At 64.7% G+C, this 18,368-nt stretch carries 18 protein-coding genes; 11 read left to right on the top strand and 7 right to left on the bottom strand.

Annotated elements, in window-relative coordinates; all coding sequences use genetic code 11:
- Positions 1-46 precede the first annotated feature (46 nt).
- The gene (locus tag ABIB06_RS13690; RefSeq protein WP_354048531.1) at positions 47-373 is read left to right on the top strand and encodes an ArsR/SmtB family transcription factor; all 327 of its coding nucleotides are present in this window, start codon (positions 47-49) and stop codon (positions 371-373) included.
- On the top strand, positions 370-807 hold the full coding sequence (locus ABIB06_RS13685) for an SRPBCC family protein (RefSeq protein WP_354048420.1): 438 nt from the start codon (positions 370-372) through the stop codon (positions 805-807). The genes ABIB06_RS13690 and ABIB06_RS13685 overlap by 4 nt, the downstream gene beginning before the upstream one ends.
- Positions 808-908: 101 nt before the next feature.
- Here ABIB06_RS13685 and ABIB06_RS13680 read toward each other — a convergent pair whose 3' ends face one another.
- On the bottom strand, positions 909-1,694 hold the full coding sequence (locus tag ABIB06_RS13680) for a Crp/Fnr family transcriptional regulator (RefSeq protein WP_354048418.1): 786 nt from the start codon (positions 1,692-1,694) through the stop codon (positions 909-911).
- Between the two features lie 161 nt (positions 1,695-1,855).
- Here ABIB06_RS13680 and ABIB06_RS13675 point away from each other — a divergent pair, with 161 nt between their 5' ends.
- A complete protein-coding gene (locus ABIB06_RS13675) occupies positions 1,856-2,254 on the top strand; it encodes a response regulator (protein ID WP_247444144.1) in 399 nt (132 codons plus the stop codon).
- Positions 2,255-2,260: 6 nt separating this feature from the next.
- On the opposite strand, the gene ABIB06_RS13670 is transcribed toward ABIB06_RS13675, so the two are convergent.
- Together ABIB06_RS13670 and ABIB06_RS13665 are read right to left on the bottom strand one after the other, a co-directional pair.
- Positions 2,261-3,802 carry an alkaline phosphatase D family protein gene (locus ABIB06_RS13670; protein ID WP_247444143.1) on the bottom strand — a complete coding sequence of 514 codons (1,542 nt, stop codon included), beginning with the start codon at positions 3,800-3,802 and terminating at the stop codon, positions 2,261-2,263.
- Positions 3,803-3,892: 90 nt separating this feature from the next.
- A complete protein-coding gene (locus ABIB06_RS13665; protein WP_354048415.1) occupies positions 3,893-5,338 on the bottom strand; it encodes a TAXI family TRAP transporter solute-binding subunit in 1,446 nt (481 codons plus the stop codon).
- Between the two features lie 152 nt (positions 5,339-5,490).
- On the opposite strand from ABIB06_RS13665, the gene ABIB06_RS13660 reads away from it, so the two are divergent.
- Together ABIB06_RS13660 and ABIB06_RS13655 are read left to right on the top strand one after the other, a co-directional pair.
- Positions 5,491-5,793, top strand: a complete 303-nt coding sequence (locus ABIB06_RS13660; RefSeq protein ID WP_247352408.1) for a 4a-hydroxytetrahydrobiopterin dehydratase — start codon at positions 5,491-5,493, stop codon at positions 5,791-5,793.
- A gap of 101 nt (positions 5,794-5,894) precedes the next feature.
- The gene (locus ABIB06_RS13655; protein WP_247352406.1) at positions 5,895-6,275 is read left to right on the top strand and encodes a YkvA family protein; all 381 of its coding nucleotides are present in this window, start codon (positions 5,895-5,897) and stop codon (positions 6,273-6,275) included.
- Between the two features lie 164 nt (positions 6,276-6,439).
- On the opposite strand, the gene ABIB06_RS13650 is transcribed toward ABIB06_RS13655, so the two are convergent.
- The 3 genes from ABIB06_RS13650 to ABIB06_RS13640 all read right to left on the bottom strand — a co-directional run bounded on the left by ABIB06_RS13650 (position 6,440) and on the right by ABIB06_RS13640 (position 9,767).
- On the bottom strand, positions 6,440-7,606 hold the full coding sequence (locus ABIB06_RS13650) for a TAXI family TRAP transporter solute-binding subunit (RefSeq protein WP_247352404.1): 1,167 nt from the start codon (positions 7,604-7,606) through the stop codon (positions 6,440-6,442).
- Positions 7,607-7,624: 18 nt separating this feature from the next.
- Entirely contained in the window at positions 7,625-8,476 is an 852-nt protein-coding gene (locus ABIB06_RS13645) for a hypothetical protein (RefSeq protein WP_247444139.1), read from the bottom strand.
- A 316-nt stretch (positions 8,477-8,792) separates the two neighbouring features.
- Positions 8,793-9,767 (bottom strand): NADPH:quinone oxidoreductase family protein, encoded by a 975-nt coding sequence (locus tag ABIB06_RS13640; RefSeq protein WP_247352400.1) that lies wholly within the window; start codon positions 9,765-9,767, stop codon positions 8,793-8,795.
- Between the two features lie 205 nt (positions 9,768-9,972).
- Between ABIB06_RS13640 and ABIB06_RS13635 the strand changes: the two genes are divergently transcribed.
- The 6 genes from ABIB06_RS13635 (at position 9,973) to argG (ending at position 15,889) form a co-directional block, all read left to right on the top strand.
- Positions 9,973-10,812 carry an SDR family oxidoreductase gene (locus ABIB06_RS13635; protein WP_354048412.1) on the top strand — a complete coding sequence of 280 codons (840 nt, stop codon included), beginning with the start codon at positions 9,973-9,975 and terminating at the stop codon, positions 10,810-10,812.
- Positions 10,813-10,929: 117 nt separating this feature from the next.
- The gene (locus tag ABIB06_RS13630; RefSeq protein ID WP_247352397.1) at positions 10,930-11,592 is read left to right on the top strand and encodes an invasion associated locus B family protein; all 663 of its coding nucleotides are present in this window, start codon (positions 10,930-10,932) and stop codon (positions 11,590-11,592) included.
- Positions 11,593-11,776: 184 nt separating this feature from the next.
- Complete coding sequence (gene rlmN, locus ABIB06_RS13625; protein ID WP_247352395.1) at positions 11,777-12,970, top strand: dual-specificity RNA methyltransferase RlmN; 1,194 nt, start codon at positions 11,777-11,779, stop codon at positions 12,968-12,970.
- Positions 12,971-13,129: 159 nt separating this feature from the next.
- Positions 13,130-13,624 (top strand): hypothetical protein, encoded by a 495-nt coding sequence (locus tag ABIB06_RS13620; protein WP_247352392.1) that lies wholly within the window; start codon positions 13,130-13,132, stop codon positions 13,622-13,624.
- Between the two features lie 57 nt (positions 13,625-13,681).
- Positions 13,682-14,458, top strand: a complete 777-nt coding sequence (locus tag ABIB06_RS13615; protein WP_247352390.1) for a phosphatase PAP2 family protein — start codon at positions 13,682-13,684, stop codon at positions 14,456-14,458.
- 93 nt (positions 14,459-14,551) lie between these two features.
- Positions 14,552-15,889 (top strand): argininosuccinate synthase, encoded by a 1,338-nt coding sequence (argG, locus tag ABIB06_RS13610; protein WP_247352388.1) that lies wholly within the window; start codon positions 14,552-14,554, stop codon positions 15,887-15,889.
- Between the two features lie 160 nt (positions 15,890-16,049).
- On the opposite strand, the gene ABIB06_RS13605 is transcribed toward argG, so the two are convergent.
- On the bottom strand, positions 16,050-18,182 hold the full coding sequence (locus ABIB06_RS13605) for an OmpA family protein (RefSeq protein WP_247448481.1): 2,133 nt from the start codon (positions 18,180-18,182) through the stop codon (positions 16,050-16,052).
- Positions 18,183-18,368: the final 186 nt, after the last annotated feature.

The raw sequence follows: 18,368 nt of genomic DNA, 5'->3' as shown, positions 1-18,368 counted from the left end.
CCGATGTATGTTTGACAAATCCATAGGTAGCGCCCTATGGATAATGATGAGCCAAACACAGCCGACTGAGCTCTTTCGAGTTTTGTCCGATCCTACCAGACGGGGCCTGTTCGAGCGGCTTTCGCGAGAGGGAGACCTGACCGTGAGCGCCCTCACCGCTGGCGCCCACGTCTCGCAGCCTTCGGTATCGGAACATCTCAAAGCCTTGCGCTCGGCCGGATTGGTCACGGACGAGCGTCATGGTCGGCAGGTGTTCTATCGCGCCCAGCCCGATGGTCTCGCGCCTCTTATGGATTGGCTTGGGCACTACGAAGGTTTCTGGCGCGAGCGCTTCAATCAAATGGAAAATTTACTGAGGGAGATGGATCAGTGACCGAAGCTGTCGCCCTGCGCTCATTGATTGTTGAGCGCACGCTGCCTTACCAACCCGACAAGGTGTGGCGTGTACTGACGCGGCCAGCTCTCATTGACCGATGGTTGATGAAGAACGACTTCGAGCTTCGCGTCGGCCACCATTTTAATTTTCGCGCTCAGCCCATGTACGGATGGAATGGTGTCACGGACTGCGAAGTTCTGGAAATCGTTCCGAACGAGCGGCTGGTCTACAGTTGGAACGCCTCCGGCGAACAGGCCAAAGGCGGCCTCAAAACCATCGTGACCTGGACATTGACAGCAGTCGGCGGCGGCACAGCCGTTCGGATGGAGCAATCTGGCTTCCGGCCGGAAGACGAAGGCGGCTATCGCGCTATGGGCGGCGGTTGGCCAGGCATGCTGGCCAAAATGGAAGAGGTTGGATCCGACTTTTAGCAAACTGCTCGCGGGTATTATCTGATCGTATTTCAGTTCTTTCCGCTCAACAGTTCTGGCATGGGTTCGCGGTCTTATTGAGCCAGGCTTCGGCGCGCGTATCAGCGTTTGGACCTCATGCCGAGTTGAGGTTCGCCCTCCTCGGTCGGATAGACCCCGCGCAGCACCTCCTCGAAGTGCATCTTCACGGCCTCGTTGCACATGCAGGCGCGCAGGCGGAGACCCTCGCGGTTGCGGACCAGGATCGATCCGCGCCGTGTGTCGAGCACGCCTTCCGCCTTGAACGACTGGAGCACGCGGCTGGCGTAGCTGCGGCCGACGCCGAGCAGCGTCGCGAGTTGTTCGTGCGTCAGCGGCACGCTGCTCGCGTCGCCGGTCCGCTCCATCGCCGCCAGCATCCATTTGGCGGTGCGCTGCTCGATCGAGTGAATGGCGTTGCAGGCGGTGGACTGGAAGATCTGCGCCAGCATGCAATCGGCGTAGCGAGCGAAGACATGGCGCAACGACGGCGAGCGCTGCTTGGCGGCCTCCAGCTTGCTGACATGAATTCGCGCAAACGGCCCGCCGAATTTCACGCAGATCCGGGTATAGGCCGGCAGATAGCCCTCGCTGACGATGCCGCCGACCGCGCCTTCGCGGCCGACCAGAATGGTCTCGACATCGCGGCCGTCCTCATTGGGAACCACAAAGGTCGCAAGCGCCGGCCCGCATGGAAAATGGACCACTTGGACATCGTCGCCGGGGTTGTAGAGCAGTTCATTCGCCGCGGCGGTTTCGACCATGACGTGTGGTGCAAGCAGGGCGAAATCGGCCTGGCTCAAGCGCCGCAGCAGATTGTTGGTCGGCCGGCTGTCGATCTCGGCAGCGTTGCTGGTGCGCGCGTCCATCTTAAACTCCCATCCGCCTCCACATTAGCGAGTTCCGGCCAGGTCCTGTGTGCACAAGTGGACAGACCTAACAACTGCGATGTGGTGGGTTTCGTTCCGGGAACCCTCCGGCGCGCTGGGCGCAGGCGTCGTGACGCGGCTGTCCTGATCAGAGAAACCTCATGCTCCAAGTTGTGGCGATGGCACCCGCTCTTTCCGATGGTTCAGACTGTCCTGCCGATGTCCTGATCGTCGAGGACGATCCGATCATCGCAATCGACTTCGAGGATCGCCTGCTCGGATTTGGCGTGAAGAGCGTGCGCACGGTGGGATCGGTGGCGCAGGCGCTGGCCGCGATCGCGGCGCGGGCTCCCGATTTTGCGCTGCTCGACGTCGAGCTGAGCCGCGAGAAGAGCTTTGCGGTCGCCGAGCGGCTGGCGGCCCTGCAAATTCCCTTCGTCTTCGTCACCGGTTACGACGCCGAAGCACGGATCGCTCCCGATTTCGTCAAGCGGCCGCGTTTGCAAAAGCCATGCTCGAGCGAGGCGCTGGAGATCGCGCTACGGTCGCGTGGCGCTTGAAGCCGGTCAAGCCGGCTTGGGATCAAGCGTGGTCGACCACAGCGCGACGTCGGCGCGGTCGCGCAAGGTCACCGTCATCTGGCCGGACCCGCCGTCGATCTTGACGTGACCGAAGAATTGCATGCCGGCGGACGGCGGCAGGTTCTGGTCGTCCTTGCCCGGCGCCTTGACGAAGCGCACCTCCGGCCCGAAGGTGTTATCGAGTTCGTTCGGACCGAACGTGCCCGCATGCAGCGGCCCCGAGACGAATTCCCAGAACGGCTCGAACTCCTGGAATTGCGCCTTGTTCGGATCGTAATAATGCGCGGCGGCGTAGTGCACGTCCGCGGTCAGCCACACGGTGTTCTTGATCGGCGCCATCTTGATGAAGCGCAGGATGTCGGCGATCTCGAATTCGCGGCCGCGCACCGGGCCGTCACCCTGCGCAAACGCCTCGGAGCCGCCCTTCGGCGTGTCTGACACGACGAGGCTGAGCGGCATGTCAGAGGCGATCACCTTCCAGGTCGCGCGCGAATTTAGGAGGCCGCGCTTGAGCCAGGCCATCTGGTCCGGGCCGAGGAAGTAGCTGGCCGGGCCGTAAGCGGTCTCGAGATTGGGGCCGTTCGGGCCGCGATAGCTGCGTTCGTCGAGCACAAACAATTCGAGATGCGGGCCGTAGGAGATCTGGCGATAGACCCGGCCGGGCTCGACGATGCTCTCGCGCATCGGATACATCTCGTGGAAGGCGCGGCCTGCGCGCGCCGCGAGCAGCGTGACGTCGCGCTCCTTGTAGGTCGCCGGCAGCTCCTTCGACAGCGACCAATTGTTGGTCACCTCATGGTCGTCCCACTGCACGAAGATCGGCACTTCGGCGTTGAAGGCGCGAACGTTGTCGTCGGTGAAATTGTATTTGTGCGCGGCGCGGTACTCGTCCAGCGTCTCGGCGACCTTGGCCTTCTCGGGGATCGTAACGTTCTTCCAGATCTTGCCGTCGGCGAGCTTTACCTCGGACTGGATAGGACCGTCGGCATAGATGGTATCGCCGGAGTGCAGAAAGAAATCCGGACGGTGCTTGCGCATCGCCGAGAAGGTGAACATGCCGCCATCGTCGGGATTGATGCCCCAGCCTTGTCCTGCGACGTCGCCGCCCCAGACGAAGCTGACGTCGCGGCGGTCGGCGGGCGCGGTGCGAAAGCGGCCGGTCACCGGCTCACCCTCCACCGCGGTGTGCGAAAGGTCGCGGAAGCGGACGCGATAAAAGATGTCCTGCCCGCCCGGCAGGTTTTCGATCAGCATCTTTGCGGTGAAGTCGCTCTCGGGCAGCGCCGCGATCGGCGGCAGCGCGCGGGCATCCCTGAACGACTCCGTCGTCGCCACTTCGACCAGCATCTGCGAGGGACGGTCGGCGCGCGCCCAGACCACGCCACCGTCGACGGTGACGTCGCCAGACTGCACGCCATGGGTCACCGCCGGCCGGTCGGCCGCGCGGGAAAGATGCGGCATTGCAACCGCGCCAAGCGCGCCGGCACTGGTCGTCAGGAAACGGCGACGTGAAAATTTGATGTTCATGGGACGGTCTCGATATCGCGTGACGCGGACCGCCCAAGGCGGCCGCTACGGTGAAGTCCGACGCTATATCGAGACAATGTGACGCAGCGATTACGCGCTGCCGGCGGCCCTGAACTGCGCGCCCGCACGTTGCAGGTTCTGCGGCAGGCTAAACAGCACAGCCTTACGATCGGCGACGGCCGCGTGGAACTGGTCGAGCGCGATGTTGAAGGCGGTGAGCGCGGCTTCTTCGACCGCGCCGTGATCGAAGCAGCGCAGCGTATTGCGCAGGATGTCGTCGGCCTCGGTCTGCATCTGGTCAAGGTCTTCGGTCGTCTCGCTCTTGCGTGCCGCCGCGATCATGTCGAGCAGGCGTTCACGCTGATGGTTGTTGTTGTCGCGCTCGTCCTTCTTCAAATAGCCCGCAAACCAGGCGCCGATCGAGCCCATGGCCGAGAGCGCCATCAGGGTCCACCAGATGTAATCGCTGTATTTGTCGAGGAAGGTCTTTTCCTCGCCGTCGACGAAGGCGGCCGCGCCGGGATGCACCGGGATCACCGCATCCTTGTCGGTGTCGGGCGTTTCGATCTTCGCCGCCAGCGGGAATTCAGTCACCAGTTGCTGGCGCACGGCAAAAAGCTGGCGCGTGAACGCGGCGATGTTGGTTTCGGATACGCCTTTGCGCGCCACGATGTGGTGCGAAAAGCTGATCGTCTTGACCTCGTCGTCGGGGCGAACGGGTGAGCCGCCATAGGTGCCGGCCGGAATCTCCGAGGCTTCATAAACCGGATGGTTCTGCGCGATCGCATCCGCGGAATCGATCGCGAGGAAGACCGGCGTGCCGCCTTCCCTGGCAGTGGCGGCGATCGCGTCCGACGTAATCTTGCTGTTGACAGGGCCGGCCGCGAGATAGGCATCGGCCTTCTGGGCCTTGATCGCCTCGGCGGCTTCGTTGGCGGGGAACTGTATGACCTCGACCTTGGCAGGATCGACGCCGTATTGCTGGAGGATCACCTTGAGCAGATTGACGTTAGCCTGGGTGCGGCCGATCACCCCGACCCGATGGCCGGCGAGCTGCGCGATCTTGGTGATCTTCGCGCCCTTCTTCTTGCCCTTGCCGGGCACGGTCCACAGCACCACGACGTTCTTGCGCAGGGTCGCGACCGCTTGCGCGTTCTTCGGCACGTCGACGTCGCCGCGCACGATGGCGAGATCAACCCTGCTTTCCGCGAGCGCCTCGGCGCTGGCTGTGGCGCCGTCGGTCTGGATCGGCCGAAGCCGCACCTGACTCTTGTTCTGAGTGAAGGCCTGCGTCAGCGCCTGCACGACCTTGAGGTCATCGCTGTTGGCGGGACCGACCGCGATCTTCAGCGTCACCGGCCGCATCGCGAAATAATAGCCGCCGGCAAGCGCGCCCACGATCGCAAGCACGAGTGCCAGAGACACGAGCGCCGTCTTCCGCGCCGCTGATCGCGGCGAAGGCGGGGTGGGCGCTTCGGCCAGGTCCAATCCCCCGGTCATCGATCTCCCGAACGGTCGCTTGAGGTTCAGTTTCATCTTGGCCGGCGATTTACACCCGCAAGTGTAGCAAATTTCCTGTCCGGCGGGGTTACATCTCCGTCATGGTTAGCGGACGGCACAAATCCCGTATGAACCCGGGGCGCCAGCACGGTGTTAGGGTAAAGTTCCCCTGAAGGACGGAGGCGACGATGGCAGAACGGCTCGAGGCGGAGGCGCGCAGACAGGCGCTGGGCGGACTCCCTGGCTGGACCGTGGTTCAAGGACGCGACGCGATCGGGAAGACCTTTGTCTTCAAGGATTTCAACGAGGCGTTCGGCTTTATGGCACGCGTCGCGCTGGTCGCCGAAAAGATGGACCACCACCCCGAATGGCGCAACGTCTACAAGACGGTGGAGGTGGTGCTGGCGACCCATGATGCCGGCGGCGTCACCGCGCTCGACATCGAGCTCGCCAAGGCGATGAACGCCATCGCCAAGCTGACACCAGGCTGACGTCTTGCGAGGCGCTGCCGCGTCCCCATCTTGTGATCAGTACGCGATGCGGCGATCTGCCGCTCTGACGCCACCCTTGGCTGAAGTGGAGTTTGTCGACCATGGCTGCCGAACACAGCGTTGGTTTCGAGCCGGCCGACCGGCTCGCGGAAGATCGCGAGAGCGTGCGCCGCCGCTTCTGGCGCAAGCTGAAGCGTGTCGCCGCGCAACTGCCATTCGCAGAGGATCTGCTCGCCGCCTATTACTGCGCCTTCGACCGGCAGACGCCGCGCCATATCCAGGCGTCGCTGCTCGGGGCGATCGCCTATTTCATCCTGCCGTTCGACTTCGTTCCCGACGTGATGCCGATCCTCGGCTTCACCGATGACGCCGCCGTGCTCGCCACCGCGATCCGCATGGTCGCCAGCCACATCACGAGCGAGCATCGCGAAGCCGCCCGCGCCGCACTGAAGCGCGGGGTGGATGAGGTGGAGGCGATCTAGGAGCCTTGTCGTAGCGTTCGCCACAAGCACGCTGTCATTCCCCGCGAAGGCGGGGAATCCAGTACGCCGCGACCGTGCGGTTCAATCATTGCCGCGTCCGGGTACTGGATCGCCCGGTCATCAAGCCGGGCGATGACGACTGAGTGTGTGGATACGAGCGCTCGCTACTTCTTCTCCGGCCCAGCTTGCGCCCGCGCCTTCTCCGCGTCCCACGCCTGGAATTGCTTGAATAGCGTCTCCCTGTCCGCGTCGGAGACTTTCGCAGCCGTGGAGCTCTGCTTCAAAAAGGCCTCGAAGCGCTTCTGCGTCACTGGCTCGACGCCGTGTTTGTCGAGCCATTGCTGCGCCACCGGCAATCGGCTCCAGCCGGACAGCGGTGCCGCGAGCGAAACCTCCCTCCATTTGGGATGGAAAGGCGGGTTCTGGAGCGCAGGGAATTTCGTGAAGAATGCGTCCACGAACAGCGCGAGCTTGCGGTAGCGCTCGGTGTTGGGCGCCCAATTATAGGCCGCGAGCACCGCCGGCACCGCGATCGTGTCGACGCTTTCGCCCTCCTTGATCAGGTTCGGATAGTCCTTTGCAGTCAGCGTCGCCGGCAGATAGTCGTTCTGGAGCGGCTTAGCATAGTCGACCTTCGCAAGATGGAAGCGGCCGTCATTGCCGAACGTCGAGACCGATTTGTACGGCTTGCCGCCGACCACGATGACGGCGTCGATCTCGCCGGCCTTCAGCTTTTCCATCGCGATGCGCTGCTCGACATAGACGAATTTTGCCTTGATCCCGAGCCGTTCGAACACGGTGAGCGCGGTGACGAAGGTGCCGCCGTTCGGCAGATCGACGCCGACAGTCTTGCCTTCGAGGTCTTTGAGCGTCGCAACCGATTTCGGTGCGATCACCTGCATCTCCTCGTTGTAGAGTTTTGTCACATAGGTGAACTGCCGCTTGATGTCCTTGGCAAAACCCTTGCGCTCGAGATAGTCGAGCGTGTCGGCCCGCACGACGCCGAGATCGACGCCTTGCAGGAACAGGATGTCGGCGACGCTCTGTACCGAGCCACGGCCGACGATCGGCAGCACGCGAATCTTGTTGCCGTCGTCGAGCACGGAGGCGAGATCGGCGCCGAACTGCACATAGGTGCCGCCGATCGTGCCTGTTATCAGCGTGACGGTGTTGGCGTTCAGCGCCTGCTTGGTCGAGCTCGAGCCGAACTGGAAGATGGCTTTCAAACTGTCCGATACTTTCGCCGGATCGTATTCGGTCTGCTCGGCGCGGGCGGTGAAGGCACAGATCGTCATGATGGCGGCAAGCGCCATTCGCAAAGTGTTACGCATGATGTCCCCTGAAGAGTTCTAGTTCTGAAACCGGGCGAGGCGCTGGCGTGCCTCCGCAGATCCGAGCGATGCAGCTCGCTGGTACCAGTCACGTGCGACCGATGCGTCGGCAATGACGCTCCGCGCGTCGCTGGCGCCAAGCACCGCGGGGTCATAGCTCTGTGCGAGCAGAAGCGCGGCCGTTGCATCCCCAGCATTGGCCGCGCGTTCGAGCAGCAAACGCGCCGATGTGATGTCGCCGATGCCGATCAGGCTCCTTGCGCGCGTCATCAGCCCTGCCAGCGTCTCGGCATCGAGTGCCCTGACGGGCTCGGGTGGTGGAAGCTGCGCCACGAGCGGCGCCGGTGCCGGCACGGGACCTTGGGTTTGCAGCGCGATCTGATAGGCGGTCGCGATCGCTTCGCGGCTTGGCGTCGACGGTGCAGGGAGGGCCTGCGGGTCGGCGCTCGCCAGCATCGGGTTGGTTACGCGGGCGGGATCCTTCAGCGGGGTCTGCCGGGCGGCCGGCGGACCGACCGGTGTCGCAATTTGCTGCGGGGCTGCGTCGGTCGAGCCTCCGGCATCGCCGGCCAGCAGCCGGCGAAGGTCGGACTGAAACAACGTGACCGGGATCGCGAGGGTGGACGCCACCAGAATGGCGGCCAGAACGCGCGAGACCATCCTCGTTCTGGGACGCAAACCCGGTGGCGCGTACTCCAATGGGTCCGGTGCCCCGAGCGGATCGGACAGGAACAGCGGCATTGGATCGTCTGAAATATCGGCCCGTGCGGCGCGCGCACGGATGTAGGACCTGGCAGGCGGATGTGACGCAGATTGATCGGAGTCGAACGCCCCCGACTCCTTGGACGGACGGTATGCCGTCGTCTCCATGGTGTGATGCTCCCCATTATTACGCAACGCAGGGGCCTTCCCGGCTCCAGTCTTCTTGTTGTTGTCCAGAAGCGCCCCGCAAACTGGAACCGGTAAATCGCCGTCCGATTCAGCCCAAAAAACGACGGCGGTTTGCGCGAATTGGGAAACATTTGGGTTTGATTACGGCGAGGCGGGGGAATGCACCGCAATTTTGGCGGTGATGGTTGACGGCATTTTCACCATGGAGCGCGCACGAAAAAACCGGCGCAGCTTCAGCAGCGCCGGCTTTCGCGCGATGACGGTTGCGCATGGGGGCGACTGCGTCGCCCTGACCTCACGGATGCAAGATCACCTTGCCCATGGCCTGGCGTCCCGCGAGCACCTTCAGCGCGTCGGCAGTCTGTGCCAGCGGGAAGACGCGGTCGACATGCGAGGAGATTTTTCCTTCCGCCGTCCACTTCACGAGCTTCTCGAGATTGGCGCGGTTCTTTTCCGGGTTGAGGCGCGTCCATGCGCCCCAGAACACACCGCGGATGTCGCAGCCCTTCAGCAGTGCGAGGTTCAGTGGCATCTTCGGAATGTCGCCGGCTGCGAAGCCGATCACCAGGAAGCGGCCTTCCCAGGCGATCGAGCGCAACGCCTGCTCGGCATAGGTGCCACCAACCGGATCGAAGATGATGTCGACGCCCTTGCCGCCGGTGAGTTTTCGCAAGCCTTCCTTCAAATCTTCCTTGCCGTAGTTCAGCGTCAGCTCGGCGCCATGCGCTTTCGCGAATTCGAGCTTCTCGTCCGACGAGGCGCAGGCGATCACCTTCAGGCCCATCAGCTTGCCGAGCTCGCAGGCGGCAAGGCCGGTGCCCCCGGCGGCGCCCAGCACTGCGAGCGTCTCGCCCGGCTTCGGGCTCGCACGATCTTCCAGCGCATGCAGCGCGGTGCCGTAGATGATGATGATGCCAGCCGCGCGGTCATAGTCGAGATTGTCGGGAATCTTCACGATCGATGCCGCCGGCAGCGCGATCTTTTCGCGCGCGCCGTTGTGGCCGCAGGAGGCGACGACGCGGTCGCCGACCTTCACGTCGGTCACGCCGGGACCGACGCTCTCGATCACGCCCGCGACTTCGGCGGCCGGCGAGAACGGGAACGGCGGCTTGATCTGGTACTTGCCCTGGATCATCAGGATGTCGAAGAAGTTCAGCGCCGCCGCCTTGATCGCGATCACGGCTTCGCCGGGACCTGCCACCGGATCCGGCACGTCGGCCAGAACGAGATCGTCGGGCTGGCAATATTGCGAGCAGAGGATGGCTTTCATGGCGGCACCTTGGGCGTTTCGAGTGGAATTACAGTTTGCCCGTTTCTGCCGGATTTAGGCACGGGCGACAATCCGGTTTCTTTGTAGAATCTGCGCGCCGGCCTATCCTCCAGTCATTGTGAGCAATCCAGGCTATTTCCGCGGTACGGTTTCCGGATGGCTTGCCTTCGCTCGCAACGACGAAATAACAAGAAGGATTCAAAGGATGTTTGAAACGAGCCTGCTTAGGGACAAGCGCATCCTCGTCACCGGTGGTGGCTCGGGTCTCGGCGCGGCGATGGGGCGCCGCTTCCTTGCGCTCGGTGCGGAGCTCGTGATCTGCGGTCGCAAGCTCGATCGGCTGGAAGCGACGGCGAGCGAGATGCGCGAAGAGACCGGCGGCAAGATCACCACCGTGGCCTGCGATATCCGCGACGGCGCCGCCGTCGAGAACATGATGGATGCCATCTGGCGCGAGGCGCCGCTCGATATTCTCGTCAACAATGCCGCTGCGACCTTCATCGCGCAGAGTGAGCATCTGTCGTTCCGTGCAGCGGATGCGGTCCTCGCGCCGACGCTGCATGGCGCGATGTATTGCACGCTTGCCGCGGGCAAGCGCTGGATCGATGGCAAGCATGGCGGCGTCGTGCTCTCGATTCTCTCGACATCGGCCATCACCGGCCGCGCCTTCACCGTGCCGTCGGCGATGGCGAAGTCGGCGGTGCTGGCGATGACCAAGAGTCTTGCGGTCGAGTGGGGCCCGAAGGGCATCCGCACCGTCGCGATCGCGCCGGGACCGTTCCCGACCGCTGGTGCCTCAGGGCAGCTTCGTCCCGAGGGCCGCGACGAAGGGTGGGCCGCGCGCAACCCGATGGGGCGCGCCGGCGAGCACAGCGAGCTTGCCGACCTCGCCAGCTTTCTGGTCTCCGATCGTGCCGGCTACATCAACGGCGAGATGGTGGTGATCGACGGTGGCGCGCATTTGCGCAGCTCCGGCGCCGAGGATTTGTTGCGCTGGACCGATGCGCAATGGACGGAGCAGCGTGCGGCGCGATCCAGGGCCTAGTCACCGCGACCTTCGCTAACTGCCTTCCCAAATTGGACTTTTCCGGCTATCCCTGCCGCGGGGACAACGCGCGGCCGGGCCATCTTCCAGTCACAATATTGAGGGAACCACTCCAGCATGTGGCGGGTGCTGATTTTAGCTCTAATGACTGGCGTGGCAGCCGGTGGAATCACCGATTCCGCGCGGGCGCAGACGGCGCAACCGGCGCCCAAAACTGCACCGAAGGAGACCGCGCCGAAATTGGCTGCGCCGGCGGCCCATACGACCGGAAAGACGGCTGCAAAGCCCGAGAGCAAGCCGATGGCCCCTCCCGCGGCGGTTGCGGGCGGCGCCGAGCCAACCCTGATCGGCCAGTTCGGCACCTGGGGCGCCTATTCGGCCGCGCCCAACGGCAAAAAGGTCTGCTTCGCGCTGGCCAAGCCGTCGTCGTCGAAGACCAACCCGCCGAATCGGCCGCGCGATCCAGCCTATGCCTTCGTCTCCACCCGCCCGGCGGAGAAGGTCAACAACGAAGTCTCGGTCATGATCGGCTACGCGCTGAAGCCGGGCTCCGAATCCTCGGTCGAAGTCGGTGGCGGCGCTTTCGCCATGTACTCGCAGGGCGACGGTCTCTGGATCAAGAACGCGGCCGAGGAAGAGCGGATGGTCGAGGCCATGCGCAAATCCGCCGATCTCGTGGTCAAGGGCGTCTCAGCCAAGGGAACCGAGACAACCGACACCTTCTCGCTGAAGGGCCTCGCGCAGGCGCTTGACCGGATTTCGCAGGATTGCAGGCGTTAAGGCTGCGGGCGGTATCACGGTCGCAATCGGCGGTTCCGGTTGCTATATAGGGGCTATTCCCAAGGTACAGCCGTCATGGCCGGGCTTGTCCCGGCCATCCACGCGCTGGCTACGGGCGGATAAAGAACGTGGATGCCCGGGACAAGCCCGGCCATGACGAGACAGCAGCAATCTCAGGCAACCGATGACCGAGCCGCACAACGCAACACTGGTGGAGAAGACTCCGCTCGAAACCTATGTGCCGCCGGCGAGGCCCTCGCTCGTCGGTCTGTCGCGCACCGAGCTTGCCGATTGCCTTGGCGAGATCGGCGTCGCGCCGGCGCAGCGCAAGATGCGCGTGCAGCAGCTGTGGCATTGGCTCTATTTCCGCGGCGCCCGGAGCTTCGACGATATGACGTCGATCTCGAAGGGCATTCGGACCGATCTCGCCGAGCGCTTTACCGTCGACCGGCCCGAAGTCGTGGCGGAGCAGGTCTCCAACGACGGCACCCGCAAATGGCTGCTTCGGCTGCCGAGCGGCGACAATGTCGAGCGGGCGCATGAAGTCGAGTGCGTCTACATCCCCGAAACCGATCGCGGCACGCTGTGTGTGTCCTCCCAGGTCGGCTGCACGCTGAATTGCTCCTTCTGCCACACCGGCACGCAGCGGCTGGTGCGCAATCTCACCGCCGGCGAGATCGTGGGACAGGTGATGGTCGCGCGGGATCGTCTGAATGACTGGGCCGATCGCGAGGACGGCACGCGTCGTGTCACCAACATCGTGATGATGGGCATGGGCGAGCCGCTCTACAATTTCGAGGCGGTGCGCGATGCACTGCTCATCGTCGGCGACAATGAAGGCATCGGCATCTCCCGCCGCCGCATCACGCTGTCGACCTCGGGCGTGGTGCCGAACATCGTGCGTGCCGGTGACGAGATCGGCGTGATGCTCGCGATCTCGCTGCATGCGGTGCGTGACGAGCTGCGCAACGAGCTCGTGCCGCTCAATCGCAAATATCCGATCGCCGAGCTGCTGCAAGCCTGCCGCGATTATCCCGGCGCGTCCAACGCGCGCCGCATCACCTTCGAATATGTGATGCTCAAGGGCGTCAACGATTCGCTCGACGATGCGAAGCTGCTGGTGAAATTGCTCAAAGGCGTTCACGCCAAGATCAATCTGATCCCGTTCAATCCCTGGCCCGGCACGGCCTATGAATGTTCGGATTGGGACCAGATCGAAAAGTTCTCCGAATACATCTTCAACGCCGGCTATTCCTCGCCGGTGCGCACTCCGCGCGGCCGCGATATTCTCGCCGCTTGCGGCCAGCTCAAGTCGGAAACTGAAAAGCTCTCGGTGCGCGAACGCCAGACGCTGCGCGCCATGGCGATGACGGATTGACCTGATCATGCTCGCGCTCTCGCCTCCTCGTCATTGCGAGCGAAGCGAAGCAATCCAGAATGTCACCGCGGAAGCAGTCTGGATTGCTTCGTCGCACCAGCGCAAAATTGCTTCGCAATTTTGTCGCGGGCTCCTCGCAATGACGGTGGTTTTGGCGTCATGTCCCTGATCGGCCGCCTCATCGTCATTTTCATCGGCTTTCTCGCCGCCTGTTTCGTCGGCGGGATGATCGTCGTCGTCGCGCTGCTGTTTCCGGAATTTGCCGATCTTGGCGCCGGCCCCGTCGATCAGGGCGCGATCGACATCCTGCTCGGCTTCGGCTTCATCTTCGTCTCGGGCTTTGCGCTGGTGCCGGCGGCGGTGATCGTCGCGATCACCGAAGCGCTCTACATCCGAAGCGCGCTTGCCTACGCCGGCGGCGGTGGCATCGTCGGGCTCGCCTGCTATCTCGGCCTGATCCCCTTTCACCCCGATACGTTGCAGTTCGAGGGCGTGGTGCGGCGGCATCTGGAGATCATGACCGGTGCCGGTATTGTCGCCGGAATCGTCTATTGGCTGATCGCCGGCCGCAACGCCGGTGCCTGGCGTAATCCGCCGCCCCCGCGCACGCCGCCTCCGCCGCTGCCGGCGAATTCAAGGCCGGATTCGCGCTGACTTTCCTGGCTTCCCTCGGGGTTTCCATCCCCGCCCCACTCCGCTAAACCGCGCGCCATGAACCGGACCGGACTCTTCATCGCCCTGGCGCTGTGGCTCGTGATCGGCGTCGTTTTCGGCGTCTATCCCGAGCTCGATCTCAAGCTTGCTGCGCTGTTCTTCGACCCTGACACCAAGACGTTTCCGCTCAAGCTGAACGGCTGGGCCGGCTTCGCGCGCGATGCCGCGATGTGGGTCTCCTGGGCGTTCGTGCTGCCTCCGTTGATCGCGCTTGTGGTCAAGATGGTCCGTCCCGACCGCCCGCTGATGGTATCGGGGCGCGCGATCGTCTTCCTGCTGGTCACGATCATCCTGTCGGCCGGCATCCTGACCAATCTCACCTTCAAGACCTATTGGGGTCGGCCGCGCCCGGTGGTGGTGACGCAGTTTGCCGGCGACCAGCAATTCGTGCCGTGGTGGGATCCGCGCGGCGGCTGCGCGCGCAACTGCTCGTTCTTCTCGGGCGAGGGCGCGACCGCGTTCTGGACGCTGGCGCCGGCGGCACTGGCGCCGCCGGCGTGGCGGCCGCTCGCTTATGCCGGAGCGGTGGTGTTCGGCCTCGTGACCAGCGGGCTGCGGATGGCCTTCGGCGGCCACTTCTTCACCGATGTCTCGATCGCCGGCCTCGTGACCTTCGTCGTGATCTGGTTTGCCTTCGCGCTGATCTACCGCTGGCCGCGGACCCGGTTCTCGGACGCGGCGGTCGATGCCGCCTTGACCCGGCTGAACTGGCCCGCCTACAGGCTTCGTCAGCGCCTGTTCGGCCGCAAGACGGGCGCCGAGCCCTCAGTTTGAGCCATTAAATGGGTGCCGAGACCCGCGAAATTTGATAATCGCGCGGTCAACCCGTGAAACGACATCAGCCCTTCGAGACCGATTGGAAGCCCCATGACCACGATCCTGAAAAGCCTGCCCAAGGGTGAGAAAGTCGGTATCGCTTTTTCGGGCGGCCTCGACACCAGCGCGGCGCTGCTCTGGATGAAGCAGAAGGGCGCGCGCTGCTACGCCTATACCGCCAATCTCGGCCAGCCGGATGAAGCCGACTACAACGAGATCCCGCGCAAGGCGATGGAGTTCGGCGCCGAGAAAGCGGTGCTGGTCGATTGCCGCACGCAGCTCGTCCACGAAGGCATCGCCGCGATCCAGTCCGGCGCCTTCCACATCTCGACCGGCGGCATCACCTATTTCAACACCACGCCGCTCGGCCGCGCCGTCACCGGCACGATGCTGGTCGCGGCGATGAAGGAAGACGGCGTCAACATCTGGGGCGACGGCTCGACCTTCAAGGGCAACGACATCGAGCGCTTCTACCGCTACGGCCTTCTGACCAATCCGGGCCTGCGCATCTACAAGCCCTGGCTCGACCAGCAGTTCATCGACGAGCTCGGCGGCCGCGCCGAGATGTCGGCCTTCATGGCGGCGCAGGGCTTTGCCTACAAGATGAGCGCCGAGAAGGCGTACTCGACCGACAGCAATCTGCTCGGCGCCACGCATGAGGCCAAGGATCTCGAAAGCCTCGACAGCGGCATCAAGATCGTCAACCCGATCATGGGCGTGCCGTTCTGGCGCGACGACTGCAACGTCAAGGCCGAGAAGGTCGTGGTGCGTTTCGAGGAAGGTCAGCCGGTTGCGCTGAACGGCCAGACCTTCAGCGATCCCGTCGCGCTGTTCCTCGAAGCCAACGCGATCGGCGGCCGCCACGGCCTCGGCATGAGCGACCAGATCGAGAACCGCATCATCGAAGCCAAGAGCCGCGGCATCTATGAAGCGCCGGGCATGGCGCTGCTGCACATCGCCTATGAGCGCCTCGTCACCGGTATCCACAACGAGGACACCATCGAACAATATCGCATCAGCGGCATGCGTCTCGGCCGCCTGCTCTATCAGGGTCGCTGGTTCGATTCGCAGGCCCTGATGCTGCGCGAGACCGCGCAGCGCTGGGTCGCGCGCGCCGTCACCGGCGAGGTGGCGCTCGAGCTGCGCCGCGGCAACGACTATTCGATCCTCAACACCGAGAGCCCCAACCTCACCTATGCGCCGGAGCGGCTCAGCATGGAGAAGGTGGAGGACGCGGCGTTTACACCGGCCGACCGCATCGGTCAGCTCACCATGCGTAACCTCGACATCAACGATACCCGCGCCAAGCTGAAGCTTTACAGCGACACGGGTCTGCTCTCGGGCAGCGAAGGCTCGCAGATCTTCCGGCTGGAGAACGACAAGGGTTAGCCGGAACAGGGATTGCGATTTCGTTCGTCATTGCGAGCGAAGCGAAGCAATCCAGAATCTTTCCGCGGCGGCAGTCTGGATTGCGTCGTCGCTTCGCTCCTCGCAATGACGAAAAAAATGGCCGGGATCGCTCCCGGCCATTTTGCATTTGTGTGTCGCCTCAGCGCGGCGGCGCAGTGCCGGGCGGGGGCGGCGGCAGTGAGGCCTGGCCGCCGTTGAGCAATGGCGTGATGTTGCGGACGGTGACGCGCCGGTTGATCGCGCTCGGCTCTTGCGTCTGCTCCTTCAGGTACTGCTCGCCGTAGCCCTGCGACGTCAGGTTCTCAGCCGGCACACTGAATTGCTGGGTCAGCAATTCGGCCGCGGATTGCGCACGGCGGTCCGACAATGACAGATTGTCGACGTCGTTGCCGACCGCGTCGGTGTGACCTTCGATCAGGAAGACCACGCGCGGGTTGGCCTGGATAGCGCGGTTGAGACCGTCGGCGATCGCTTGCAGCTTCTCCGCCTGGTCCGGTGGGATGGTCCACGATCCTGTCTCGAAGTTGATCGTGTTGACGTCGATGCTCGGCATTTGCATGCGAACATTGGGGCTGTAGCGGATCTCGTCGAGCGTGTAGCGGCGATCGATCCGCTGCACCGGCGGTGCCACCATGGTCTGGTAGATCACGTCCGGCGACGCCTCCTCGGCGTCGACGATGTAGCGATCGTAGGGAATGTTGACCACCGGAGGCGGCGCGTCGACGTAGAAGCCGCCGACCGACCGCGGATCGCGGTAGCTGTTGTCGATGATGATGATCTCGCGCCCGGCTGGGTCCCTGCGGATTCGACGCAGCAATCGACCGTCCTGACCCACCACGGTGATGATCTCGCTGCCGTCGGGACGGATCACCACGGTGCGGTTATCGCCGCCGACAGTGTCGGTGCGGATGTCGCGGGCGCCATAGCGGAAGCGATAGAGATCGTTGCCGCGGACGTATGTCTGCCCACCCGGATCTCGAACGATGATGCGGTCCGGCTCGGTGTAAACGGTGCGGCCGCCTTCGACGGATTCGCGGCGCTGGTTGCGGTAGTCGGCGATGGTGGCGCCGATCACAGCACCGGCGACGACACCTGCACCGATCGCGATCGGCGTCAGATCACGCTGTGGCGGACGCGGCGGTGGAGGCAGGGGTGTGGTCGTCGTGGGCGCGGCGCGGAAGGCCGGCGCAACCGTCGGCGGAGCGTATTGCGCCCTGTTGGGCGGTGGGGTTGCGGCCGCCGAGCCGGGGACGGTGCTCGGTGCTGCGGCCCCGGGGGGAGGCGTCGGCCGGGGTGGGACACCTGCCTGCGGCTGGGTCGGCGGAGCTCCCGCAGCGGGCGCGCCAGCAGGAGGGGTTCCACCCTGACGACCGGGTGGGGGCGTTACGGCGCCGCCTGGGGCGGGCGTCGCTGTCGGGGCCGGGGTAGCGCCGGGTGCGGGAGCCGAACCCGGACGTCCGGTCGGCGGCGGCGTCGGAGCGCCAGCGGGTGCCGGCGTGGCGGTCGGTGCGGGTGTAGCGCCTGGAGCAGGTGACCCTGCAGCCGGAGGCGCGCCAGGACGTCCGCCAGGGGGCGGTGCACCGGGGCGGCCGGTCGGCGGCGTGCCCGGCGTGCTGCGCGGAGCCGGGGTTGCAGTCGGCGCAGGGGTTGCTGTCGGAGCGGGCGTGGCGGTTGGGGCATTAGGCGTCGCCGGGCGCGCTGTGGGAGCGGCAGGTGCCGGAGCAGGTGTCGCCGTGGGAGCAGGCGCGGGCCGTCCCGAAGGGCCCGCTGCGGGAGGCGGCGGTGGCGTCGGGCGAGCCGAAGGCGGCGGTGGCGTGGGCGCGTGCTGCTGCGGAGCTGCGGCGGGCGGCGGTGTGGGAGCCGGGCGCGCCGCGGGCGGTGCCGGAGGCGGCGCATGCTGTTGCGGAGCCGCAGCCGGCGGCGGCGAAGGCGGCTTCGGCGCGGCAGGCGGCGGTGGGGGCGTCGGACGGGCCGCAGGTGGCGGTGGCGGCGCTGCTGGGCGCGGCGGTGCGGCGGCCGGCGGAGGCGCCGCGGGCGGATGGGGCGGTGCAGCTGCGGGCGGCGGTGCGGCCGGGCGCGCGGGCGCCGCCGGAGGCGCGGCCGCTGGTGGTCCCTTCGGCGGCTGCTTCGGTTTTCCGTCAGGGCCGGTTTCCTGTGGCTGCGCCTGCGCAACCACGAGCGGCGCTGCGCTTTGCGCATGCGATGCCGAGTTTGCCAATTGCATCGCGGTCAGAGCCGTGGTGGCAAGCAGCACGAAACGAAGATTAGTCATGATGGTGAACTTCCCCGGAAGGTTCTTTGACGACACGTTGGGATGAACAGCTACGCGTTAGGCCGGATTGTGGCGGACAAAGCGGTCGTGGCCCGATTTATTTCTGCACGCAAATCACCGCACTACAGTGACGTTCATTGCGCATTCAGGCGCAGGTTGCAATTGCCTCAGACCTGATGCTCGGTC

The sequence above is a fragment of the Bradyrhizobium sp. LB8.2 genome (genome assembly GCF_040548035.1).
In the GTDB taxonomy this organism is placed as follows: domain Bacteria; phylum Pseudomonadota; class Alphaproteobacteria; order Rhizobiales; family Xanthobacteraceae; genus Bradyrhizobium.
This window is presented reverse-complemented; position numbering and strand designations above follow the sequence as displayed.

Bases quoted from the DNA above. Each gene is read 5' to 3' on its own strand.
- ABIB06_RS13690 (WP_354048531.1), top strand. From the start codon at position 47: ATGAGCCAAACACAGCCGACTGAGCTCTTTCGAGTTTTGTCCGATCCT.
- ABIB06_RS13680 (WP_354048418.1), bottom strand. From the start codon at position 1,694: ATGGACGCGCGCACCAGCAACGCTGCCGAGATCGACAGCCGGCCGACC.
- ABIB06_RS13675 (WP_247444144.1), top strand. From the start codon at position 1,856: ATGCTCCAAGTTGTGGCGATGGCACCCGCTCTTTCCGATGGTTCAGAC.
- ABIB06_RS13670 (WP_247444143.1), bottom strand. From the start codon at position 3,802: ATGAACATCAAATTTTCACGTCGCCGTTTCCTGACGACCAGTGCCGGC.
- ABIB06_RS13665 (WP_354048415.1), bottom strand. From the start codon at position 5,338: ATGAAACTGAACCTCAAGCGACCGTTCGGGAGATCGATGACCGGGGGA.
- ABIB06_RS13660 (WP_247352408.1), top strand. From the start codon at position 5,491: ATGGCAGAACGGCTCGAGGCGGAGGCGCGCAGACAGGCGCTGGGCGGA.
- ABIB06_RS13655 (WP_247352406.1), top strand. From the start codon at position 5,895: ATGGCTGCCGAACACAGCGTTGGTTTCGAGCCGGCCGACCGGCTCGCG.
- ABIB06_RS13650 (WP_247352404.1), bottom strand. From the start codon at position 7,606: ATGCGTAACACTTTGCGAATGGCGCTTGCCGCCATCATGACGATCTGT.
- ABIB06_RS13645 (WP_247444139.1), bottom strand. From the start codon at position 8,476: ATGGAGACGACGGCATACCGTCCGTCCAAGGAGTCGGGGGCGTTCGAC.
- ABIB06_RS13640 (WP_247352400.1), bottom strand. From the start codon at position 9,767: ATGAAAGCCATCCTCTGCTCGCAATATTGCCAGCCCGACGATCTCGTT.
- ABIB06_RS13635 (WP_354048412.1), top strand. From the start codon at position 9,973: ATGTTTGAAACGAGCCTGCTTAGGGACAAGCGCATCCTCGTCACCGGT.
- ABIB06_RS13630 (WP_247352397.1), top strand. From the start codon at position 10,930: ATGTGGCGGGTGCTGATTTTAGCTCTAATGACTGGCGTGGCAGCCGGT.
- rlmN (WP_247352395.1), top strand. From the start codon at position 11,777: ATGACCGAGCCGCACAACGCAACACTGGTGGAGAAGACTCCGCTCGAA.
- ABIB06_RS13620 (WP_247352392.1), top strand. From the start codon at position 13,130: ATGTCCCTGATCGGCCGCCTCATCGTCATTTTCATCGGCTTTCTCGCC.
- ABIB06_RS13615 (WP_247352390.1), top strand. From the start codon at position 13,682: ATGAACCGGACCGGACTCTTCATCGCCCTGGCGCTGTGGCTCGTGATC.
- argG (WP_247352388.1), top strand. From the start codon at position 14,552: ATGACCACGATCCTGAAAAGCCTGCCCAAGGGTGAGAAAGTCGGTATC.
- ABIB06_RS13605 (WP_247448481.1), bottom strand. From the start codon at position 18,182: ATGACTAATCTTCGTTTCGTGCTGCTTGCCACCACGGCTCTGACCGCG.